24 protein-coding genes and 3 pseudogenes are annotated in these 18,052 nt (G+C 67.7%); 10 read left to right on the top strand and 17 right to left on the bottom strand.

Features of this window, described 5'->3' with window-relative positions:
• The first annotated feature begins 229 nt into the window (after positions 1-229).
• Complete coding sequence (locus tag EFK10_RS21135) at positions 230-487, top strand: hypothetical protein (protein ID WP_127357225.1); 258 nt, start codon at positions 230-232, stop codon at positions 485-487.
• Positions 488-607: 120 nt separating this feature from the next.
• Here EFK10_RS21135 and EFK10_RS50640 read toward each other — a convergent pair whose 3' ends face one another.
• The 4 genes from EFK10_RS50640 to EFK10_RS52720 form a co-directional block, all read right to left on the bottom strand.
• A complete protein-coding gene (locus tag EFK10_RS50640) occupies positions 608-778 on the bottom strand; it encodes a hypothetical protein (RefSeq protein WP_240677369.1) in 171 nt (56 codons plus the stop codon).
• A 456-nt stretch (positions 779-1,234) separates the two neighbouring features.
• Positions 1,235-1,360 (bottom strand): hypothetical protein, encoded by a 126-nt coding sequence (locus EFK10_RS52215; protein WP_265737543.1) that lies wholly within the window; start codon positions 1,358-1,360, stop codon positions 1,235-1,237.
• 93 nt (positions 1,361-1,453) lie between these two features.
• A complete protein-coding gene (locus tag EFK10_RS21125; protein WP_127357224.1) occupies positions 1,454-2,098 on the bottom strand; it encodes a class I SAM-dependent methyltransferase in 645 nt (214 codons plus the stop codon).
• On the bottom strand, positions 2,095-2,346 hold the full coding sequence (locus EFK10_RS52720) for a hypothetical protein (protein WP_322973370.1): 252 nt from the start codon (positions 2,344-2,346) through the stop codon (positions 2,095-2,097). Before EFK10_RS52720 ends, EFK10_RS21125 begins: the two co-directional genes overlap by 4 nt.
• Between EFK10_RS52720 and EFK10_RS52715 the strand changes: the two genes are divergently transcribed.
• From EFK10_RS52715 to EFK10_RS21110, 3 genes and pseudogenes are all read left to right on the top strand, one after another.
• Entirely contained in the window at positions 2,254-2,583 is a 330-nt protein-coding gene (locus EFK10_RS52715; protein ID WP_322973369.1) for a SpoIIE family protein phosphatase, read from the top strand. The genes EFK10_RS52720 and EFK10_RS52715 overlap by 93 nt on opposite strands.
• Positions 2,580-3,404 carry a D-Ala-D-Ala carboxypeptidase family metallohydrolase gene (locus EFK10_RS21115; protein WP_206305529.1) on the top strand — a complete coding sequence of 275 codons (825 nt, stop codon included), beginning with the start codon at positions 2,580-2,582 and terminating at the stop codon, positions 3,402-3,404. Before EFK10_RS52715 ends, EFK10_RS21115 begins: the two co-directional genes overlap by 4 nt.
• A gap of 334 nt (positions 3,405-3,738) precedes the next feature.
• A pseudogene (locus EFK10_RS21110) lies at positions 3,739-3,945 on the top strand (hypothetical protein); the annotation flags it as partial.
• A gap of 26 nt (positions 3,946-3,971) precedes the next feature.
• Here EFK10_RS21110 and EFK10_RS50635 read toward each other — a convergent pair.
• Both EFK10_RS50635 and EFK10_RS21105 read right to left on the bottom strand, forming a co-directional pair.
• Entirely contained in the window at positions 3,972-4,226 is a 255-nt protein-coding gene (locus EFK10_RS50635; RefSeq protein WP_240677367.1) for a GNAT family N-acetyltransferase, read from the bottom strand.
• Entirely contained in the window at positions 4,195-4,926 is a 732-nt protein-coding gene (locus EFK10_RS21105) for a hypothetical protein (RefSeq protein WP_240677366.1), read from the bottom strand. The genes EFK10_RS50635 and EFK10_RS21105 overlap by 32 nt, the downstream gene beginning before the upstream one ends.
• 230 nt (positions 4,927-5,156) lie before the next feature.
• Between EFK10_RS21105 and EFK10_RS21100 the strand changes: the two are divergent.
• Positions 5,157-5,255, top strand: a pseudogene (locus EFK10_RS21100) (transposase); the annotation flags it as partial.
• 115 nt (positions 5,256-5,370) lie between these two features.
• On the opposite strand, the gene EFK10_RS21095 reads toward EFK10_RS21100, so the two are convergent.
• Both EFK10_RS21095 and fucP read right to left on the bottom strand, forming a co-directional pair.
• Positions 5,371-6,654 (bottom strand): ABC transporter substrate-binding protein, encoded by a 1,284-nt coding sequence (locus EFK10_RS21095; protein WP_127357223.1) that lies wholly within the window; start codon positions 6,652-6,654, stop codon positions 5,371-5,373.
• Complete coding sequence (gene fucP, locus EFK10_RS21090) at positions 6,651-7,946, bottom strand: L-fucose:H+ symporter permease (protein WP_206305528.1); 1,296 nt, start codon at positions 7,944-7,946, stop codon at positions 6,651-6,653. The genes EFK10_RS21095 and fucP overlap by 4 nt, the downstream gene beginning before the upstream one ends.
• A 507-nt stretch (positions 7,947-8,453) precedes the next feature.
• On the opposite strand from fucP, the gene EFK10_RS21085 reads away from it, so the two are divergent.
• Both EFK10_RS21085 and EFK10_RS21080 read left to right on the top strand, forming a co-directional pair.
• On the top strand, positions 8,454-9,131 hold the full coding sequence (locus tag EFK10_RS21085) for an SDR family NAD(P)-dependent oxidoreductase (protein ID WP_127357222.1): 678 nt from the start codon (positions 8,454-8,456) through the stop codon (positions 9,129-9,131).
• A gap of 341 nt (positions 9,132-9,472) precedes the next feature.
• Complete coding sequence (locus EFK10_RS21080; protein ID WP_127357221.1) at positions 9,473-10,453, top strand: alpha/beta fold hydrolase; 981 nt, start codon at positions 9,473-9,475, stop codon at positions 10,451-10,453.
• A gap of 319 nt (positions 10,454-10,772) precedes the next feature.
• Here the strand turns inward: EFK10_RS21080 and EFK10_RS21075 are convergent, their stop codons facing one another.
• Together EFK10_RS21075 and EFK10_RS52210 are read right to left on the bottom strand one after the other, a co-directional pair.
• Entirely contained in the window at positions 10,773-11,237 is a 465-nt protein-coding gene (locus tag EFK10_RS21075) for a nuclear transport factor 2 family protein (protein WP_127357220.1), read from the bottom strand.
• Positions 11,238-11,403: 166 nt separating this feature from the next.
• Positions 11,404-11,712 carry a transposase gene (locus EFK10_RS52210; protein ID WP_164836088.1) on the bottom strand — a complete coding sequence of 103 codons (309 nt, stop codon included), beginning with the start codon at positions 11,710-11,712 and terminating at the stop codon, positions 11,404-11,406.
• 126 nt (positions 11,713-11,838) lie between these two features.
• Here EFK10_RS52210 and EFK10_RS21065 point away from each other — a divergent pair, with 126 nt between their 5' ends.
• Positions 11,839-12,873, top strand: a complete 1,035-nt coding sequence (locus EFK10_RS21065) for an aldo/keto reductase (protein ID WP_127357218.1) — start codon at positions 11,839-11,841, stop codon at positions 12,871-12,873.
• 215 nt (positions 12,874-13,088) lie between these two features.
• Here EFK10_RS21065 and EFK10_RS52710 read toward each other — a convergent pair whose 3' ends face one another.
• Together EFK10_RS52710 and EFK10_RS50625 are read right to left on the bottom strand one after the other, a co-directional pair.
• Positions 13,089-13,208, bottom strand: coding sequence for an HAD hydrolase-like protein (locus EFK10_RS52710; protein WP_322973368.1), 120 nt, complete (start codon positions 13,206-13,208; stop codon positions 13,089-13,091).
• Positions 13,209-13,272: 64 nt separating this feature from the next.
• Positions 13,273-13,572 carry a helix-turn-helix transcriptional regulator gene (locus EFK10_RS50625; RefSeq protein WP_322973367.1) on the bottom strand — a complete coding sequence of 100 codons (300 nt, stop codon included), beginning with the start codon at positions 13,570-13,572 and terminating at the stop codon, positions 13,273-13,275.
• Positions 13,573-13,686: 114 nt separating this feature from the next.
• Between EFK10_RS50625 and EFK10_RS21055 the strand changes: the two genes are divergently transcribed.
• Positions 13,687-14,160 (top strand): carboxymuconolactone decarboxylase family protein, encoded by a 474-nt coding sequence (locus EFK10_RS21055; protein ID WP_127357216.1) that lies wholly within the window; start codon positions 13,687-13,689, stop codon positions 14,158-14,160.
• A gap of 651 nt (positions 14,161-14,811) precedes the next feature.
• Entirely contained in the window at positions 14,812-15,018 is a 207-nt protein-coding gene (locus EFK10_RS21050) for an MmyB family transcriptional regulator (RefSeq protein ID WP_240677365.1), read from the top strand.
• 93 nt (positions 15,019-15,111) lie between these two features.
• Here EFK10_RS21050 and EFK10_RS21045 read toward each other — a convergent pair.
• From EFK10_RS21045 to EFK10_RS50610, 5 genes and pseudogenes are all read right to left on the bottom strand, one after another.
• A pseudogene (locus tag EFK10_RS21045) lies at positions 15,112-15,435 on the bottom strand (GAF domain-containing protein); the annotation flags it as partial.
• 20 nt (positions 15,436-15,455) lie between these two features.
• Complete coding sequence (locus EFK10_RS21040; RefSeq protein ID WP_240677364.1) at positions 15,456-16,694, bottom strand: S53 family peptidase; 1,239 nt, start codon at positions 16,692-16,694, stop codon at positions 15,456-15,458.
• Positions 16,695-17,205: 511 nt separating this feature from the next.
• Positions 17,206-17,403 (bottom strand): hypothetical protein, encoded by a 198-nt coding sequence (locus tag EFK10_RS21035; RefSeq protein WP_127357214.1) that lies wholly within the window; start codon positions 17,401-17,403, stop codon positions 17,206-17,208.
• A gap of 101 nt (positions 17,404-17,504) precedes the next feature.
• Positions 17,505-17,753 carry a hypothetical protein gene (locus EFK10_RS50615; protein ID WP_240677363.1) on the bottom strand — a complete coding sequence of 83 codons (249 nt, stop codon included), beginning with the start codon at positions 17,751-17,753 and terminating at the stop codon, positions 17,505-17,507.
• 3 nt (positions 17,754-17,756) lie between these two features.
• Positions 17,757-17,894, bottom strand: a complete 138-nt coding sequence (locus tag EFK10_RS50610) for a hypothetical protein (RefSeq protein ID WP_240677362.1) — start codon at positions 17,892-17,894, stop codon at positions 17,757-17,759.
• Between the last annotated feature and the right edge of the window lie 158 nt (positions 17,895-18,052).

Below are 18,052 nucleotides of genomic sequence, written 5' to 3'. Positions count from 1 at the left end.
CTCCGGTGTCACTCGTAGGTTGTTGATACGGGGCGTCTCGTCCCATAGGGACGCTTTCAATAGTAAATGTCGAGGTCCATCTGAGGGCAGGCCGCTACCGCGGCTCTCCGTGAGTCGTCCGGGCCGATGGGTGGACCATGGCGCACCAGACCCGCGTGTAGGGCTGAGGCGCGAAGCGCCGGTCACTGCGGCGTGAGAAACCGATACTCGACCCCCGGGAAGAGGAATCATGCGCGCGTCAAAGATCAGGCGACTGGCCGCTGCTGTTGTCGTGGCCCCCATCGTCGCCATCGGTGCCTCGGCTGGCGTTGCCAGCGCGGCCACCACCCACCCGTCATCCACCGCGGTCGTCACAGCCCAGCACAAGGCGAGCTGGGGCGGCTGGGGCGACGGCTGGGGCTGGGGCGGCTGGGGCTGGGGCGGCTGGGGCTGGGGCGGCGGCTGGGGCTGGGGCGGCGGCTGGGGCTGGGGCGGCTGGGGCTGGTAGCCACAGCACAGCTGGTAGCCACAGCACAGTCCAACCCACCATCAGCACACAGCAGCTTTCCGCTGTTTGATCCGGGTGCCCGACACAATGTCGGGCACCCGGACCCCTCTCCACCAGCTCCTACGGCAACCAGCGGTGGCCAGTCGGTGACACCATGCCGTTGTCCACCGGATAGCGGATGGCGTCGATCATCTGCCGGTGGAAGTAGCCCTCCGGGTGCCCGCCCCTGCCCTCCAGCCAGCCCGGCACCGGCAGCACGGCATGGACCACGGCCCACTCTCCGCCGGTCATGTCCGACGGAAACCGCCGCACACGCTCCCCGTGATCGGCCGCGTTCCCTGACACGTGCGCGAGGCAATCACACGACAGCGCAGACGAGTTGGGCTCCACCACCACTGACACGGAAGACTGCCGCAACAGGGCCTCCTGATGCTCGGATGGATTCGACACCCACGAGCTACTTCAGGAGGCCCTACCTCCTGCCCTCACTACGGGAAGATCACCCAACCGGGAACCCACGTTCGACCCACAGGCCAACTTCGCGATACGACAGCGGCTTCTCAATGACTCAGTCAAGCAGCGCCTACGCGTGAGCGAAGGGGCCGAAAAGCACCAGTTTGGAAGATCCCGTATGCGGACGGCGGCTGACCTGGAAGGTCCCTGACCTGGGTCGGAGTGCGGCTGGTAGTGCGGCTCCCCGTGATTCCCCCGCAATGCCCCGCCGGATCGGGCACGGATCGGGCACGTTTAGGTCATGGCCTGTTGCTCCGCTTCGCGGACCTCCGTCTCGGCGATGGTGCGCAGGCAGGCACGGTCTTCCACAGGGATCACGAGGCGTCGGAACTCCATGGTCTTGGAAGCCGTGCCTGGCACGTTTCCCGGGCTCCGTCCACCGGCAGACCGTCACGAACCGGACGTCAGACAACTACGCCGAAGCCCCAGGCCGCAACCGGGTTGCTGGCGGAGCTAGGACTGGCGGCGCGCAAAAAGGACAGCGCCTGGAAGGCGCTCGTCGAGGTCGAGCAGCAATTGAGCCTCGACAGTGAATCCGGCATCGCACAGCCAGGCTGCCACTTGGGCAGGCTGGCGGTGGTGGACATAGACCTTCATCGGGTGACCGCCGTAGCCCTGCGTCTTCAGTCGCGACTCGTCGCCGATGTGAAAGCCGAGCAGCAGCGGTCCGCCAGGACGCAACACCCGCCGGAAATGGCCGAAGACCGTAGGGATCGCATCGTCAGGGACGTGAATCAACGACCAGAAGGCGAACAGGGCAGTGACCGACGCGTCGGCGAGGTTGAGATCCGTCATCGAGCCCACTTCGAACCGCAGGTCAGGGTGGTCACGCCGAGCCACGTCGATCATCACGGGTGAAAGGTCGATACCGAATGCATCGACGCCCAACTCATGCAGGTGGGCGGTGACGTGCCCTGGTCCGCAGCCCACATCCGCCACTGGCCCGCCGCCGGCTGTGTGAACCATGTCGGCGAACAACTCCAGCGCCGCCCGAAGGTACGGCTTCCCTGCCAGGGCCTCGCGGAGTTGGTCGGCATAACTGACCGCGACTGTGTCGTAGGAGCTCCGGGTGTCTGCCAACCATCCGTCCACGCTCATGCTCCAACACGGTAGCCGACCAACTGCTCGCCGCCGGCATCTGGTCTGGTGCCCGCGCCGCCCTGCTCTCCCAGCGCATGCGCGAGGACGACACCTACGTCGGCGCCCTCCACGTGGAGGTCCTTGGCCAGTACGCCCGCTGCGTCGACGGTGCTCTGGCCACCACCGCCATCGATGTCCTGATCGACAGGGAACGCCGCCTGATCACCTACAGCAGCGCCGGCCATCCGCCACCGATCCTGCTGCACGCCGAAGGATCCTGCACGCTGCTGGACCAGGCCACCGACCCACCGCTGGGCGCCCGCCCCGCCACACACCCCTTTCCGATAATGCCAGGGTCTGCCGTACACCCCGGGAGACGCCCTGGTGCTCTACACGTGTCGGAAGTTCATCGTCCGGACCCGCATGGAATGACCGGTCCGCGTCAAGAATGGCTAGGGTTCCCCTGCTCATCACCCGCCCCTGACGCCGAGGAGTTCCCGTGACAGACACTCTTCCCGCCGCCCCCGCCGCCCCCGCCGCCCCCGCCGCCCCCGCCGCCCTCGCCGCCGGCCGCACGCCGGACCGCCGGACTGTGCTGCGGTACGGCACCGGCGCGATCGCCGCCGGGCTGGCCACAGCGGCCGGCATCGCCTTCGCCCGACCCGCCGCCGCCTACGGCTGGCCCAGCGTGCTCCAGCAGGGCTCCACCGGTGCGGCCGTCACCGAGCTGCAAATCCGGGTGGCCGGCTGGGCGGCAGACTCCGCCTCGCACAGTTACGTCGCGGTCGACGGCGACTTCGGAGCCGGCACCGCGGCGGCGGTACGCCGGTTCCAGTCGGCGTACGGGCTCTCCGCGGACGGGGTGGCTGGGCCGCAGACGTTCAGCGCGCTCAACGCGCTGGAAAGCAGCGATGGCTCGACCGCGCACTTCGAGTTCTCCGAGTTCACCAGCCACGACGGAGCCGGCTTTTCGGGCGGCAAGGTCGGTTCGGCCACCGTCAAGGAGAACGTTCGCCGCCTGATGTACAAGCTCGAAGCCGTCCGCGAGAAGGTCGGCAACAAGCCGATCACCGTGAACTCCGGTTTCCGCAGCGTCGCCTACAACACCAGCATCTACGGCTACGCGACCAACTCCCAGCACCAGTACGGCATCGCCGCCGACATCGCGGTTTCCGGAGTCGCCACCAAGACCCTGTACCAGATCGGCGAGCGGAGCGGCTTCTCCGGCCTGGAGGCGTACACCAACTCCTGGCAGCACATGGACAGCCGGGTGGAGCACGCGTACGGCGCCCAGGCGTGGTGGTGGGAGAACGGTACCGTCTGACACCAGCCGCCGAGAACGCGAGCGGGCGGCAGGTAGCAGGAAGTTTCGCGGGTCTTACAGGCTGCGCTCCTGGTACCCCGTACCAACTCAGGGCGCGAAGAGCAGCTCCGGGTGACGCTCGTGCGACGGAGCACTCGTGAGGCTTCCAGTCACCTACAGGGCGTACCACGACAGGTCGGTGATGAGAACTTCCGGCTCGGTGAGGGGGCGGACGCTGTAGCGGATCCAGCCGTCGTCAAGACTCATGATGCGGTCGTACAGATCGTTCACGTCGAATGGACGGCCTTGCCCGTACGGGTCGGCACCGATCGCGAGGATCGCAGGATCAACGGGGGAACTTCAACACACCCCGACCAACAGCTCCTGGCTGGACCGCATCGAGGCCCAGTTCACCGCACTACGCTACTTCGCCCTGGACGGCACCGACCACCCAAGCCACAAGGCCCAGGGCAGCATGATCCGCCGCTACATCATCTGGCGAGACCGCCACGCCGACGACACCCGCCTACGTCAGGTCGTCGCCCGAGCCAACGTGGCTTGACCAGCGACTACCCGAACGACCAGTCCTCAGCCCGCGGTCTTGGTTTTGATGAGCGGCGCGTCCCGCGTGAACTCCCGGAACCCGACGCTGTAGAACAGCCCGCGCGCCTTGGGATGCCCCGGCGCACCCAGGCAGGCGACCGTCATATGAGTGGCCCCGGCCGCCCGCGCCAGATGCATCCCTTGCAGAAGCATCGCCCTTCCCAGCCCCAGACGCCGGTAGTCCGGATGCGTCCCGACCGGCTCGAACTCAGCGGTCTTGTTCGCTTCGTCGAGCCACATGATCGTCGAGGATGCCATCGTTCCGTCCGGCGCCTCCACCAGGATGTTGCGGGTCGCCGCGATACGTCGCCGTCTGCCGGACGCCCTGGTAGCCCTCGGCCGTGTACGTCGAGGGAGCCCAGGCGTCCAGATGGGCCTGAACCGCGGCCTTCGGCCCGGCCTCGTCGGCGGTGCGGAACCGGAATCCGTCTGGCAGTACCGGCTGTTCCACGTCGGTGAGGTCCCGCTCGTTGAGCTGGGTCCAGGACCCGGCGTCGCCGAGCGAGGCCGGGTCGGTCTCATAGCCGTGCGCCGCCCATCGCTTCAGGGCGAACTCGTCGGCGGCGCTCGGCATCACCGTACGCTCGATGTCCGCCGCCGTACCGTCGTACCAGTCGATCACCTCGTCAACCAGCCCGGCGTGGTCGGGATGGACCTGATACGCCAGATAGGCGCCGGTGACGTCCTTCACCGACCCATCGCTCCGCCTCACCTGGTGCGGAAGATAGGCCCAGCTCCACGCCACCAGATCCCCGCCAGAGAACCACAGCCGACGCGGCCAGCTTGCGCCGTCGCCGGCGTGCCCCTTGCCCCAGATCCAGGCCAGCTCGCCGAACGACGCGTCGCTGTTCACCAGGTCCGGGCGGGTGGCGGTGACACGCTGCGCCAGACCCTGCATGAGCTGCACGTCCTCAGCGGTCACAAGCTCGAAGTTCGCCATAGTGCGCCACTGTGTCAGGACCCCGCAAAGCCGTCGAACCGTTTTCCGGGGCCGCCAATCGCGGCAGTCAACAGCACAACGCGCGAAGCGCATCGTCGTGGCGGCGGAGCCGATGGCAGGCCGGGCAGCCATGTCCCTCGACTACGCCGGCCGCTGCGGACATCGACCGACGCGCGTCATGACCTACAGGGCGAACGTTGCCTGCTACGGCACTAGCTAGCTGGTGGGGGGATCGCTTCTGGTCTCCCTCGTACTTCGCAGCATCGTGCGGCGGCGCACCGCTGTCGATCATCAAGGAGTACATCGAGAACCAGAAGCGACCGCAGTGATACGGCGGTGCTCCGCACCGCCGTGACTCAGGAAGCGATTCCTCCCAGGCCTGAAGGCCTGGAGTTCCTCGCTAGATCCTGCTGAAAATGGGACATCGGCGTCCGCGAGGGATGCCTACTTGGGTGGGGCCTGGCGACGCATGGCGTCGGTGAGTGTCGTGCGGAACGCCTTGGCGTCGCGGCTGCGGACGTAGGTCGCGACCGCGTCGTAGAAGCCTTGCTGGAACTGCGGGCCCATTGCCTCGCCGTGCACGATCGACCACAGCACGATGTCGCTCCGCAGCGACTTTGCGGCCGAGCGCTGGTAGGGCGTTAGCGAGGATACGTCGATGTCGGTCCGGATCGGCACCGAGCCCTTGGCCTTACTGAAGGCGAGTTGCGTGTCCGGCGACGCAAGGACTGCGAGGAAATCGGATGCGTTGCGTGCGTTCTCGGACTGGCGGGCTCGTACGAACGTGTCGACCACGGCGACGTATGTCCCGTCGGTGCCGGGATAGGGCACCTCGCCGAAGGTCTTGCCGTCGACCGCCCCGGCGTCGACCAGCTCCCCGAATGCCGAGTCGTTGAGGGTCTCGAAGGCGCACCCGCCTTTCGAGAGCTTCTTGGTGGCCGCGTCCCATGACAGCGCCGCCGCATGGGGGTCCGCGTAGTCCAGGATCCGCCCGAACCGGCGCAGTGCCTCGTCCACGGAGGCGGAGTTCCAGTCGAATCGATCCGCGGTGATCTGCCTCCACCCGTTGGCGCCGACCACGCTCAGCAGGGTGTTCTCGAATAGCGCGGTGGTGGTGAAGGGGTCCTTGGCTCCCAGGCACAGAGGCGTGACGCCCGCCTTGTCCAGCTTCGTCAGGTCGTCGAGGAAGGTCGAGGGCGAGTAGCCGGCCGCCGGCACGGCCACGCCGGCCTTGGCCAGCAGGGTGGTGTTGTAGAACAGCATGTTGCCGCGGTGGGCGCTGGTCGGCACCCCGTACTGATGGCCGTCGACGGTAAGCCCGTCGCGGATGACCTTCGGTATCGCCGTCGCTAGGCCGCCCTGGTGGTAGAGGTCGCTGACGTCGGCGACCTGGCCCTGGCCGACGTACGCCCGCAGCGATCCAGCAGGGAAGGTCTGCCACACGTCGGGCGGGTCACCGGACAGCAGACGCTGGGCGAGCACGACCTGGGCGTTGCTGCCGCCGCCCCCGGCGACGGCGCCGTTGGTCACCGTCACCTCGGGGTGTGTTGCCCGGTAGGTGTCGAACAGTACGGTGAGGGCTTGCTGCTCGGACCCTGACGTCCACCAGGAGACCACCTCGAGATTCTTCGTGGGGTTCTGGCTCGAGCCCCGGTTGGACGTGCAGGCGGCCAACACGCACGCGACCGCCAGCCCGAGTGCGGCGACGCGGAGCCCGCGGAGTCTCATGCCGCATCCGCCTTGCTGGTCGCGATCGCGGGCTGCTCCGGGGCCCGGAGGTCATAGAACGCGAACGCCGCGACCACCGCGAAGCACACGGCCGGAACGATGAAGGAGACGGCCGGGCTGGTGGCGTCGAGCGTCGCGCCCTGGATCAGCGGCATGATCGCGCCGCCGACGATGGCCATGACCAGTCCGGCGGCGCCGAGCTTGGTAGCGGGGCCGAGGCCGTGCAGCGCCACGCCGTAGATGGTGGGGAACATGAGCGACAGACAGAATGAGACCACGACCAGCGCGATGACCCCTGTGATGTTGGGGAAGGCCATGGCGTAGACGCACAGCAGCACGGCGAGGACGGCGAGGGCGGCCAGCACCTTGGTCGCGCGGATCTTCCCGATGACCCAGGTCATGAGGAACCGGGACAGCAGGAAGACGATCAGGCTGATCTGCAGCAGATAGCCGCCGAGCTCGAGACTGCCGTTCATGGCCTGCTCGACGTACTGCAGGAGGTAGGTCCACGTGCAGACCTGCGCGGCGACGTTGAAGAACTGGGCCACCACGCCGAACCGGTATCGCTTGTTGTTCCACAGCATCCGGACCAGCGCACCCATGCTGGTGTCGCCGACGTCGGGGAACTCCTCGATGATCTTCGGTGCCTTCTGGGTGGCGATCACGATCCCGATGGCCAGGAGCAGCAGACCGAGCCCAAGGTAGGGCCCCATCACGGCGCCGAGCTGCCCCGCACGGATGACCTGGACTTGCTCCGGAGTAGCCGAGGTCAGGTCCACGGGGGACTCCAGCTTCGGCAGGATCAGGGTCGCGGCGATCAGCACGCCGATGTTGGTGCCCAGCGGGTTGAACGCCTGCGCGAAGTTCAGCCGCCGGGTCGCCGTCTTCTCCGGCCCCAGAGAGATCACGTACGGGTTGGCCGAGGTCTCCAGGATGGAGCACCCGGCGGCCAGCGCGAACAGCGCGACCAGGAATGCTTCGTAGGTCAGGATCTTACTCGCGGGATAGAACAGGAACGCCCCGAGGGCGGCCAGGCCGAGGCCGGTCAGCAGCCCCGCCTTGTACCCGAACCGCTCGTTGATCAAGGCCGCCGGCAGGGCGAGGAGGAAGTAGGCGCCGAAGTAGGCCAACTGGACCAGGCTGGCCTGGAACGTGCTCATTTCGAAGATGTGCTTGAAGCCGGCGACCATTGGCGTGGTCAGGTCGGCCGCGATCCCCCAGGACGTGAAGCAGGCGATGACGAGCACGAAGAGCAGCCCCATCTTGGGATAGACGAGGCGTTGTTTTGTCACCCCCGCGCGCTCGCTGAGACCAGTAGTCTCGTTCGAGACCCCTCGCGGTATCACGAATACCCCCTTACCGGGGACAACACCGATGTGACCCCGTGGGATCTGTCGCGACGATCTACGACAAGCTTCGCATTTCGACCGTACGGCTTGCCGCGCATCGGGCGCAATGTGTCCGGGTTGTCCCGTCGGTGGGTGGGAACTCGTTAACCCGATCATTCGTACGGACGAATCGTGATCTTTATACAGCTGGGGCAGCTGGGGCAGCTGGGGCAGCTGGGGCAGCTGGGGCAGGACCAGCGTCACGACGTAGAAGCTGACGCCGACCATGATCGAGGCGAGGTTGGTGAGGAGCACCTCGCGGCGGGCGGTGGTGAGCAGATCGACATCGACCTGCACTTTTCCACTTCGCCCTGCGCGACGGGCTCATCGATCGCCTCCTCATCGAACCTTGATACCCGGGATCTCCACGCAAGCGGACGCTCGGACTCCCTTTCCCAAAGGAAGAAAGACATGAAGACCTGGTTCATCACCGGCGGCACTCCCGGTGGGTTTGGCATGGCCTATGCCGACGTGGCCCTGGAAAGGGGCGACAACGTCGTACTCACCGCGCGCAAGCCGGAGTTGCTGGGCGAGTGGGCCAAGCCTCACGGCGACAAGGTGCTGGTCCTGCCGTTCGACGTCACGGATGCACGGCAGATCAATGAGACCGTGGCGGCCGCCGAAAGGCGCTTCGGCGGCATCGACGTCCTGGTCAACAACGCCGGACGAGGCTGGCACGGCTCCGTGGAGGGGATGGACGACACAGCCGTCAGGGAGACCTTCGAGCTGAACTTCTTCGCCGTGGTCGCCGTGCTCCGCGCCGTACTGCCCGGCATGCGTGCCCAACGCAGCGGATGGATCATCAACATGTCGTCCGCAGCCGGCCTGAAGGGCACCGTTGGCTTCGGTCACTACAGCGCCGCCAAGTTCGCGCTCGAAGGCATCACACACGTGCTGCGCGAAGAAGTGGCACCGCTGGGCATCCAGGTGCTCGCCGTGGAGCCCGGGGCCTTCCGCACCCGTGCCTACGCCGGATTCGCGGACGAGCCGGTCACGGAGACGATCGAGGACTACTGGCCGATGCTGGAATCCTCTGAGGTCCTGGCTGCGCACGCCCCGACGGTTCCTGAGCTGGGTCCTGGCCAGTGAGGTTTTCTCAATGGCCGACATCTTTGCCGGCGCCATCCTGTGCTCAATCGCTGCGCCGGCTGCCGCACCGTCTGCCTGGGGCACTGGCGCGGCCCTCCGGGCGAGCACGTGCGGCTCACGGGCACGCCGGGCCGCAGAGGCGAGCCCCCAAGCCGTGGGCCGCAATGCAAGTGATCGCGCGCGCGGGCACGACGTGCGCCACCGTCCTCGACCAGCACGGCGCGCCCGTTGTCATCCCAATGCCGCGCCGGTTTCACCCGGTTGGACCGGGTGGCCGGGCTCGGCGGTGCCGATGCGTGAAGGCTGATGTGCCGTAGGCCTCAAAGGAAAGCGAGAACGGCATGACGGCATCTCCGGTCCATGGCTCACGGCGCCGCACGCGGCGTTCCCGCGTCGCGGCGGCGGGGTGCGCGGTCGCAGCCTTGTGTGCGGTCGCAGCGGCCCCGGCCGTCGCGGACGGCGGCGCAAGCGGCGCGAAGCCCACCATCGTGCTGGTGCACGGGGCGTTCGCGGACGGCTCCAGTTGGAACGGGGTGATCGAACGGCTCGAGCGGCGCGGCTACACGGTCATGGCCCCGGCCAACCCGCTGCGCGGGCTGTACAGCGACTCCACTTACATCGCCTCCGTGCTGGAGAGCATCAAGGGCCCTGTGGTGCTGGCCGGCCACTCCTACGGCGGAGCCGTGATCAGTTCGGCCGCGGCCGGCAACCCTCGGGTCAAGTCCCTGGTGTACATCTCGGCGCTGATGCCCGACGTGGGCGAGAGCGGCATGTCGCTGGGCGCCCGGTTCCCCAGCGCCCTGGGCACCGCCACCAAGTCCGTCCCGTACCGGGAGGGCGGCGGCCGCAGCGGCACCGACCTGTACCTCAAGCGCGACAAGGTGCACCCGGTCTTCGCCGCCTGCCTGCCGGAGAGCCAGGCGAACCTGCTGGCAGTCACCCAACGGCCCGCGGCCACCACCGCGTTCTCCGAGAAGGCCAAGGTCGCGGCGTGGAAGGACATCCCGTCCTGGGCCCTGGTCGGTCGGCAGGACATGACCATCAACCCGGACCAGGAACGCTTCGAGGCCAAGCGTGCGCACTCCCACACAGTGGAGATCAACTCCTGCCACGTGTCCCTGATCGCGCATCCCGACGCCGTCGCCGACCTGATCCTTCAGGCCGCCACCGCTGCCGAGTCCGCCCGCCCGGCACTCGCGAACACCGGTACTTCCGGGCGCACCAAGGACATCACCGCACTCGGTGGCATCGCCAGCGCGTCCCTGGCCGCCGGTTCCGCAGTCGTCCTCCTCGGCCGCCGGTTGCGCCGCCGCACGCACTGACAGGCACGGGGCCACGGCGGCCGTCACACCCGTGCTCCACAGAGCCGTCTCAAGGGGTGCGACGCGCCGCCTTCTCCCGCGCACCCCTGTCCGTGGCCCGTTCACCAGCAACGTGGCGATGATGTGGGAGAAGTCTGCCTGCTCGAGCTCGTGCCGCGCCAGACCTCGCTGGTGCCTTCCCGTGCGATGTACTGGATGAGGGCTGCTACACCCTGCTGGAAGCTTGCCGACAACTTGCCGGGACCACCAGCCGCGCCCTTCCGGGCCGCAGCCGCAGAGGGCCGCTCTAGGCTGCCGACGCACGCTCATGCCGGCAGCGTCACAGGCCGAGATCGCTCAGCGAGGGGTGGCCGTCGGGCCGACGTCCAAGCGGCCAGTGGTACTTGCGCTCCGACTCCTCAATGGGAAGGTCGTTGATGCACGCATGCCTCACGCGCATCAGGCCCTTGTCGTCGAACTCCCAGTTCTCATTGCCGTAGGAGCGGAACCAGTTACCCGAGTCGTCGTGCGACTCGTAAGCGAACCGAACCGCGATGCGATTCCCAACGAACGCCCAAAGCTCCTTGATGAGCCGGTAGTCAAGCTCTCGCCGCCATTTGCGGGTAAGGAAGGAGACGATTTCATCCCGCCCGTTGATGAATTCGGCGCGATTACGCCAGCGAGAGTCCGGCGTGTAGGCCAAGGAGACCTTTTCCGGGTTCCGAGAATTCCAGCCGTCCTCCGCGGCGCGGACCTTTTGGATGGCACTCTCATGGGTGAACGGAGGCACTGGAGGATGAGTCATGTCTTCTCCTTTGGGGACGACTCGACGACTGCATACCTTATCCCCACGCTAATCTTCTGCCGTCGTCAAGTTGCGCAACATGCGGAGCATGTCGGTAGAATTCCGGCGATCAAACCGGTTAGCCCTCCAGTCGCAACAGCGTGACTCTGTTGGTGATCTTGAGGGGTCATGCGGTGGTGGTGCGGAGGGCGTGGAAGCGTGTTGATCGGCGGGGGGTGGTCGTCGGCTCGGCGATCCAGTCGGCGACGCGGGTGAGATTGCAGGCCGCGGCGGTCAGGACGTGCTGGACGTGGGTTCTGGCGAGCCCTCGGTAGCGGGTGCGGCGTAGGCCGCAGGTGCGGACGTTCTGGGAGAGGGTGGCCTCGATGCCGGCCCGGATCGCGTAGCGCTGCTGAGCCGCCCTGGCGGAGCAGGAGTGCTCCGACTTCACCGTGGACGGCGAGACCGGCAGGGATTCAGCGGCTTGCGTGCTCAATGCGTTCTCTATCTTCTATTGGACGTCTGAACCCCGCTCGGGAAGGCTGAGGCGTGCCGCCCGGGCCGGGAGGGCGGCATGGTAGGAGCACGCAAGGCAGACCACGTCACTCAAGGAGGACTGGCCGTGGAGTACCGCACGCTCGGACGGAGCGGGTGCAGCGTGTCGACGCTGGCGCTCGGCACGATGACGTTCGGCACCGAGGCCGACGAGGCGGGGGCGCATGCGCAGCTCGACCGGTTCGTCGAGGTCGGCGGGACGTTGGTGGACACCGCGGACGTCTACAGCCGCGGGGTCTCCGAGGAGATCATCGGCCGATGGTACGCCAGCCGCCCCGCCGACGTGCGGGACCGGATCGTGCTCGCGACCAAGGGCCGCTTCCCCATGGGCGACGCCCCCAACGACGCCGGCCTGTCGCGGCGGCACCTCGACCGTGCGCTGGACGCATCCCTGCGCCGGCTCGGCGTCGAGGCGGTCGACCTCTACCAGGTCCACGCCTGGGACCCGCTGACGCCGATCGACGAGACGCTTCGGTTCCTGGACGACGCGGTGCGCAAGGGCAAGATCCACTACGTCGGGTTGTCGAACTTCACCGGCTGGCAGCTCCAGAAAGCCGTCGACATCGCCGACTTCCGCGCCCTGAGCCGCCCGGTGACCCTGCAGCCGCAGTACAACCTGCTGGCACGCGAGATCGAGTGGGAGATCATCCCGGCCTGTGCGTCCGAAGGTCTGGGCCTGCTGCCGTGGAGCCCGCTCGGCGGCGGATGGCTGACGGGCAAGTACCGGCGCGACGAACGGCCCGTCGGAGCGACCCGGTTGGGCGAGAACCCCGAGCGTGGTGTCGAGGCGTACGACCGGCGCGTGAAGGTCGAGCGCACCTGGGCCGTCATCGACGAGGTGCGCGCGGTGGCCGACGAACGAGGCGTCTCCATGGCCCAGGTTGCCCTGGCCTGGCTGGTCGACCGCCCGACCGTGACGTCGGTGATCCTTGGCGCGCGGACCCTGGAGCAGTTGGACGACAACCTCGGCGCGGCCGGTCTGCACCTGACTGAGGAGGAGTATGCCCGCCTCGACAAGGCCAGCGACTCCGGCGCGGCCGACTACCCCTACGGCGTCCCCGGCACGGCGCAGCGCGGCCGGAAGATCGAGGGCGGACGATGAGCAGACGCCCGGTTCAGGCGCAACCCGTACGCATTTCCAAGGACGCAACCGATCACAGGCCGCGGCGCCGTGCGCAGGCCCTTGTGGCAGCTACGTTCTGTCACGCACAGTGGGGGGATTCCAGGGCCCGTCGAAGCGGCTGTCGGCCCGGGCAAAGAGCAGTCAGCGGTGGCCGAGCATCGTGAGTAGGGGCGCCGGGTCTTGAAGATCAGGGATTATTTCTGTCGCCCCGGCTGCCGGGGGTCGTCGTCGGTAGAGCGGCCGGAAGCGACGGCCAGGACCGGCACCTGGTTGGCGAGGCCGGCGGCGACGTCGGCGGGGGTGTCACCGATCATCGGCGGACTGGGTCAGCTGCCCGCGCGAAGACCCGGCACCGCTGGTTCGGGGCGACCGGCTCGTTCAGGTGCTCGTGCTCCTGGGGCGTGAGCGCGCAAGGGCGTCGAGGACTTGAGGCGAGGCGTTGACGGCGACACCCTGCTCCAGACCGCGGTAGTACGGCTCGCTCAGCCCGGCCCGCGTGGCGACCTCCTCCCGGCGCAGGACGGGCACCCTTCGCCGCTCTCCGGCACTGATCAGCCCCACCGTAGCGGGCTGTATCCGGGAGCGGCGCGGGACGCCGCGGGCGGCCGTCCCGGCGCACACCGTGCGGGGACCCGGCCGGCGGTGCGGGTCGGCGCGACGGGGCCGTCGTGCGCTCACACGGAACACCAGGCGAGAGACGCACGTCACATTCATCCGGCTCGTCCGGCTGTCACATCTCGCCCGACTGTTCCGTCAGTGCTGTGTAACCGCCAACACGGCAAGGAGATCATCATGGACGCCCGTCTCAACTTCTACGGCAACTCCGGCGCGGCCAAGTTCGCGAAGTTCATCAACTCGGCGGGCAAGGTCGTAACGGACTCGACGCTGCCGACCACGACGCAGGAACTGGTGAAGATCCGCGCCAGCCAGATCAACGGCTGCGGCTTCTGCACCGACATGCACACCAAGGACGCCGCGCACGCCGGGGAAACCTCGGTGCGCCTCAACCTGATCGCGGCCTGGCGGGAGGCAAAGGTATTCACCGACGCCGAGCGGGCCGCCCTGGAACTGACCGAACAGGGCACCCGCATCGCCGACGCCGCCGGCGGCGTCACCGACGAGGTTTGGGCGAATGCCGCCAAGCACTACGCCGAGGACCAACTCGTCGCCCTGGTGTCCCTCATCGCCCTCATCAACGCCTACAACCGCATGAACGTCATCATCCAGCAGCCCGCCGGCGACTACCAGCCGGGCCAGTTCGGCTGACGACCACGACAACGAGTACGAGCACGGGCCCGGAGGTCGCCCGCCTGCCACACACGAACGGCACCCGCCCTCCGGACACCGCCCATGTCAAGGTTCGCGCTCCCGGCACGCGGTCGAAAGCGCGCCCACCGCACTCGCCGAGACTTTCGCCGACTGTCGCAACGAGCCGATCACGGTCACACTCGCCGACAGGTGCGGGCCGACGACGATGGACAGTGAGAAGCCCCGACTGGACGGGGGAGACCAGCCGGGGCCGAGGTCGTGGCGCGCGGAGGGTGGTCGCCTCTCGGCGAAAGGCTCCATGGGGCTTCAGCCGAACGATCGTCCCCATGGGCTATAGGTGAGGCCCGGGGACACTGTCCCCTCCGCAGCCACGTACAGATGAACCGTCAACTACCCGCAGTTGTTCCATGGCCGCCCCAACGGTCGCTGTGAGCTGAGGCACGTTCCTTTCAGAGCCCTGCGCCCGCTCTCCTCTGGGAGGGCGAGGCGCCTCGGCGTTCCCGGGTCAGCGCAGCGCGTCAATCGCATGCACGATCGACGCCCTCGCGTCGGCACCGTACACAGCCATGCTGTTCCTTTTGTGTGGCCCGGTGCAGTGTTCTCCACGCACTGGGCTCGCGTCTCCGCCACGCCTGTGGGACAGGCATCGTGGGCGTCCATGAGTCGGACACCAAGACCGTCCGTCACCCCGATGTCGGCACATTCACCTTCGACTGTTACGTGCTCGTAGCTCCCGGCAGCGATCTGCGCATCGTCGCCTATACCGCCGCTCCTGGCAGCGACGCCGCCGACCTGCTCAGGCTCCTCAACGTCATCGGCACCCAGGCCATGACCGAAGACAGCACCCCGGGATAGCAGTCGGCGGCTCTCGCGGGCCAGTTGGGCGAGCTGGTGGTGGGCGCGGGCGTAGGCGCGGAAGGCGGCGAACGCCTGGTCGACGGTGACGTGCCAGCGTTCCGCGAGGATTCCCTTGGTTTGTTCGAGGACGATGCGGCTCGTCAGGGCGTGCTGGAGTTGGGAGCGCTCGACCTCGTTCTCTGCGGCGGTGCGCTGCTGCAGCAGGGCGATGGTCGCGATATCTGCCAGGGCCTGGGCCAGAGTGATGTCCTCGGGGTTGAGGGGGTCGGGGTCGGTTTGGAAGAGGGCGAGGGTGCCGATGACCCGGCCGCGCAGCCGTAGCGGGAGCGCGTTGGCCGCCACGAACCCCGGTCTCGGCGGCGCGGGGTGTGAACTGCGGCCAGCGCACACAACTGATCCACAGATATTGACAATTACTCGGGGACGGGATGTGTTCAGCCCTCTTCGGCGAGGGCCGGGACGAAGCGGGCCGCGTCGATCGTGCCGACACCGGTCGCCATGTCGAAGCCCTTCACCGCGGTGTAGCCGGTGACTCCGGCGTAGCTGTTGTTTGTGCCGTCCTTCACATCCACGATGCCGGTGGACGGGTTCTGCGAGGACTGCGCGTATAGCGAGTACAGCGCCTTGTTGATGTTGCCCAGCCGGTGGCCGGCGACCTGGTCGGCGAGGGCCACGATGCCCGCGAAGAGCGGGCTGGCCTCGCTGGTGCCGCCGGAGACATCCCAGCCGGCCGCCTTCGGGTCGTAGCTGGAGTACACCCAGGCGCCGCCGTTCGTCGCGGCGGACATCGAGATGTCCGGGGTGGCGCGGTTGTTGCCGGCCACCTGCTTGACCCCGTTCTGGTACGAGGGACGGGCGAAGACATGGGACTTGCCGCCCCCGCCCGCGCCGGCGTCGTTGTAGACGCTGTCCGGCGCGGTGCGGTTGCCCTTGTCGTCCAGGTGCAGTTGGGTGCCGCCGACCGAGGTCACCAGCGGGTCGGAGGACGGCCAGGAGTTGACCTTGTACGGGTAGTCGGTGGTGCTGTTCGCGGTGGTGTCGGTGGCACCGCCGTCGCCGGAGGAGCCGAGGACGGTCACACCGTGCCTGGCCGCGTCCTTGAAGGCGTAGCGCAGGTTCTGGATGCTGGAGAAGTCACCGCTGCGGAAGCCGGGGAAGGTGTTCTCGGTCGCTCCGAAGCTCTGGCTGATCACATCGCCCACACCGCGGTCGATCAGCGACTTCTCGGCGTTCATCATCTCCGGCAGGCCGGTGGTGCCCTCGTTCTCGGCGACCGCGGTCTCCACCAGGACGATGTGCGCGTCCGGCGCGACGGCATGCGCCATCTCCACGTCAAGGGTGGTCTCCCCGGCCCAGCCGGTGTGGTCGGAGTTGGCGGGGTTGAACGGCGGGACCTTGCCCCATTTGACCACGTCGACATGGGTGCTCTTCATACCGAACCGGGCGCTGTAGACATCCAGATCGCGCTGGATGGTCGGCGAGCCGAAGGAATCCACGATCACGATCGTGCGCCCCTTGCCGGTGACTCCTGCCCGGTACAGCGGGTTCAGGTCATACGCCTGGCGATACTGCGTCGGGGTGTAACAGGCGATCTTCCACTTCGCCTGGCACTGCCGGGTGGTCAGCGGGCTGCGGCCCGCGCTCGCCAGTTGCTGCCCGGCTACGGCTGGCACGGCCTTGATGCCTTGCGCCGAATGCGTGGGTGCTGCAGTAGCGGTTCTTGGCAAAGGGGTTGATATCGGTGCTATAGCGGCCAGGCTGGCAATCCCGGCCACAGTGACCGCGGCGCGCTGCCGCGGACAAACTGTGCGCATGGTTGCTCCTCCTATGGAGTAAGACCGCAATCGGCGGTTGCCGCGATCTCACTCCGAGGTCATCCGTAGGGCAAGCGTATTGACACTTTGGGACGATTTATTTACTTCCATGTGACTTGTTATTGAATATACGATTCAGGGCATTGTGGCTATGCGGATCGCGGCAAGCGTGACCCGGGTGGCTCCAAGAGGTCACCCCAGCCAAAGCCCCGTCACTGATCCACAAGATTTGACAATTTCTCGTCCGCGGGATGGGCAAGCCCGTCGTAGCGTCGACCCCCCGGGGGATGGTCGCGGCGTGGTCCAGGTCGATGTGGAATGCGGCCCGCCAGGTTTCCCCGGCCGTCGTCGCCTCAGCGGCCAGTTCTTCCTACTCGGCCAGCGCCTGGTCCTCCTCCGCCGACCGGAACCCCTCCCGCGGCAGCGCGTCGCGGTGGGCATCGCGCCAGCCCCGCAGCACGACGGCGCACGAGCTCGCCGAGGCCTGCCCCCGTGCGCGGTGGAGCGGCGCATCGTTCAGCGCCGCCTGCCGTGAGGTGCCAGCTGCCGTACGGTACGGGTTGCTCATTGATGTCCTGGAATCAGCCGCCGGGCTACTGGACACGGCACAGGCAAGGTTGAGGACATGGAACACGGTGTACGACGGGCCGGGGTGCTGGCCAGGCAATCTCAGGAGACAGCGCGCACGGCAGAGGCCAGCGGTTCCAGGTCGCCGTAGAGGGCTGCGTGCAGGGCGGCTGCGGGCTGGCGGGCGCGGTCCTCGCCCGCCACGTCGTACAGCACGACGTAGGCCGGCCCCACCGCCGAGCCGGAGCGGACCGCGCGGTCTTGGACCAGGCCGACGGCGGCTTCGCGGATGGCGGCGGCCGTGACCTTGTCGACCACGTGGGCGGGGGCCGTGAAGGTGTCGGCCTTCACCGTTCAGCGCTGTCCGCTGCGTGCGATGCAGATGAACACCGCGCCGGCCGCCCGGGCTGCCTCGTATGCGGCGTTGAACGCCGCGATCCCGGTGGCGTCCGGGACCTGATCGGCGGTGCAGGGGACCGGGAGCGACTGCATGACGGACATCGTGCCAGCGCTCGGTGGCGCCGCGAGGGATTGGCCCGGTTGGGTCCGACGTGTCTGACCCGAATCCGCGGGTAGTGGCCGACGGTCGGTCAGGTTGTGGCCTGTCTGGCCGTCAGGTCCGTTGAGGGGATGGTGGGCAGGGGTGTGGC

The organism is Streptomyces soli (genome assembly GCF_003999195.1).
GTDB lineage: Bacteria > Actinomycetota > Actinomycetes > Streptomycetales > Streptomycetaceae > Actinacidiphila > Actinacidiphila soli.
Note: the sequence above shows the minus strand (reverse complement) of the source record. Positions and strands in the feature narration are given on the sequence as shown.

Bases quoted from the DNA above. Each gene is read 5' to 3' on its own strand.
- EFK10_RS21135 (WP_127357225.1), top strand. From the start codon at position 230: ATGCGCGCGTCAAAGATCAGGCGACTGGCCGCTGCTGTTGTCGTGGCC.
- EFK10_RS50640 (WP_240677369.1), bottom strand. From the start codon at position 778: ATGACCGGCGGAGAGTGGGCCGTGGTCCATGCCGTGCTGCCGGTGCCG.
- EFK10_RS21125 (WP_127357224.1), bottom strand. From the start codon at position 2,098: ATGAGCGTGGACGGATGGTTGGCAGACACCCGGAGCTCCTACGACACA.
- EFK10_RS50635 (WP_240677367.1), bottom strand. From the start codon at position 4,226: ATGTGGCTCGACGAAGCGAACAAGACCGCTGAGTTCGAGCCGGTCGGG.
- EFK10_RS21105 (WP_240677366.1), bottom strand. From the start codon at position 4,926: ATGGCGAACTTCGAGCTTGTGACCGCTGAGGACGTGCAGCTCATGCAG.
- EFK10_RS21095 (WP_127357223.1), bottom strand. From the start codon at position 6,654: ATGAGACTCCGCGGGCTCCGCGTCGCCGCACTCGGGCTGGCGGTCGCG.
- EFK10_RS21085 (WP_127357222.1), top strand. From the start codon at position 8,454: ATGAAGACCTGGTTCATCACCGGCGGCACTCCCGGTGGGTTTGGCATG.
- EFK10_RS21080 (WP_127357221.1), top strand. From the start codon at position 9,473: ATGACGGCATCTCCGGTCCATGGCTCACGGCGCCGCACGCGGCGTTCC.
- EFK10_RS21075 (WP_127357220.1), bottom strand. From the start codon at position 11,237: ATGACTCATCCTCCAGTGCCTCCGTTCACCCATGAGAGTGCCATCCAA.
- EFK10_RS52710 (WP_322973368.1), bottom strand. From the start codon at position 13,208: ATGATCGGTGACACCCCCGCCGACGTCGCCGCCGGCCTCGCCAACCAG.
- EFK10_RS21055 (WP_127357216.1), top strand. From the start codon at position 13,687: ATGGACGCCCGTCTCAACTTCTACGGCAACTCCGGCGCGGCCAAGTTC.
- EFK10_RS21035 (WP_127357214.1), bottom strand. From the start codon at position 17,403: ATGAGCAACCCGTACCGTACGGCAGCTGGCACCTCACGGCAGGCGGCG.
- EFK10_RS50610 (WP_240677362.1), bottom strand. From the start codon at position 17,894: ATGCAGTCGCTCCCGGTCCCCTGCACCGCCGATCAGGTCCCGGACGCC.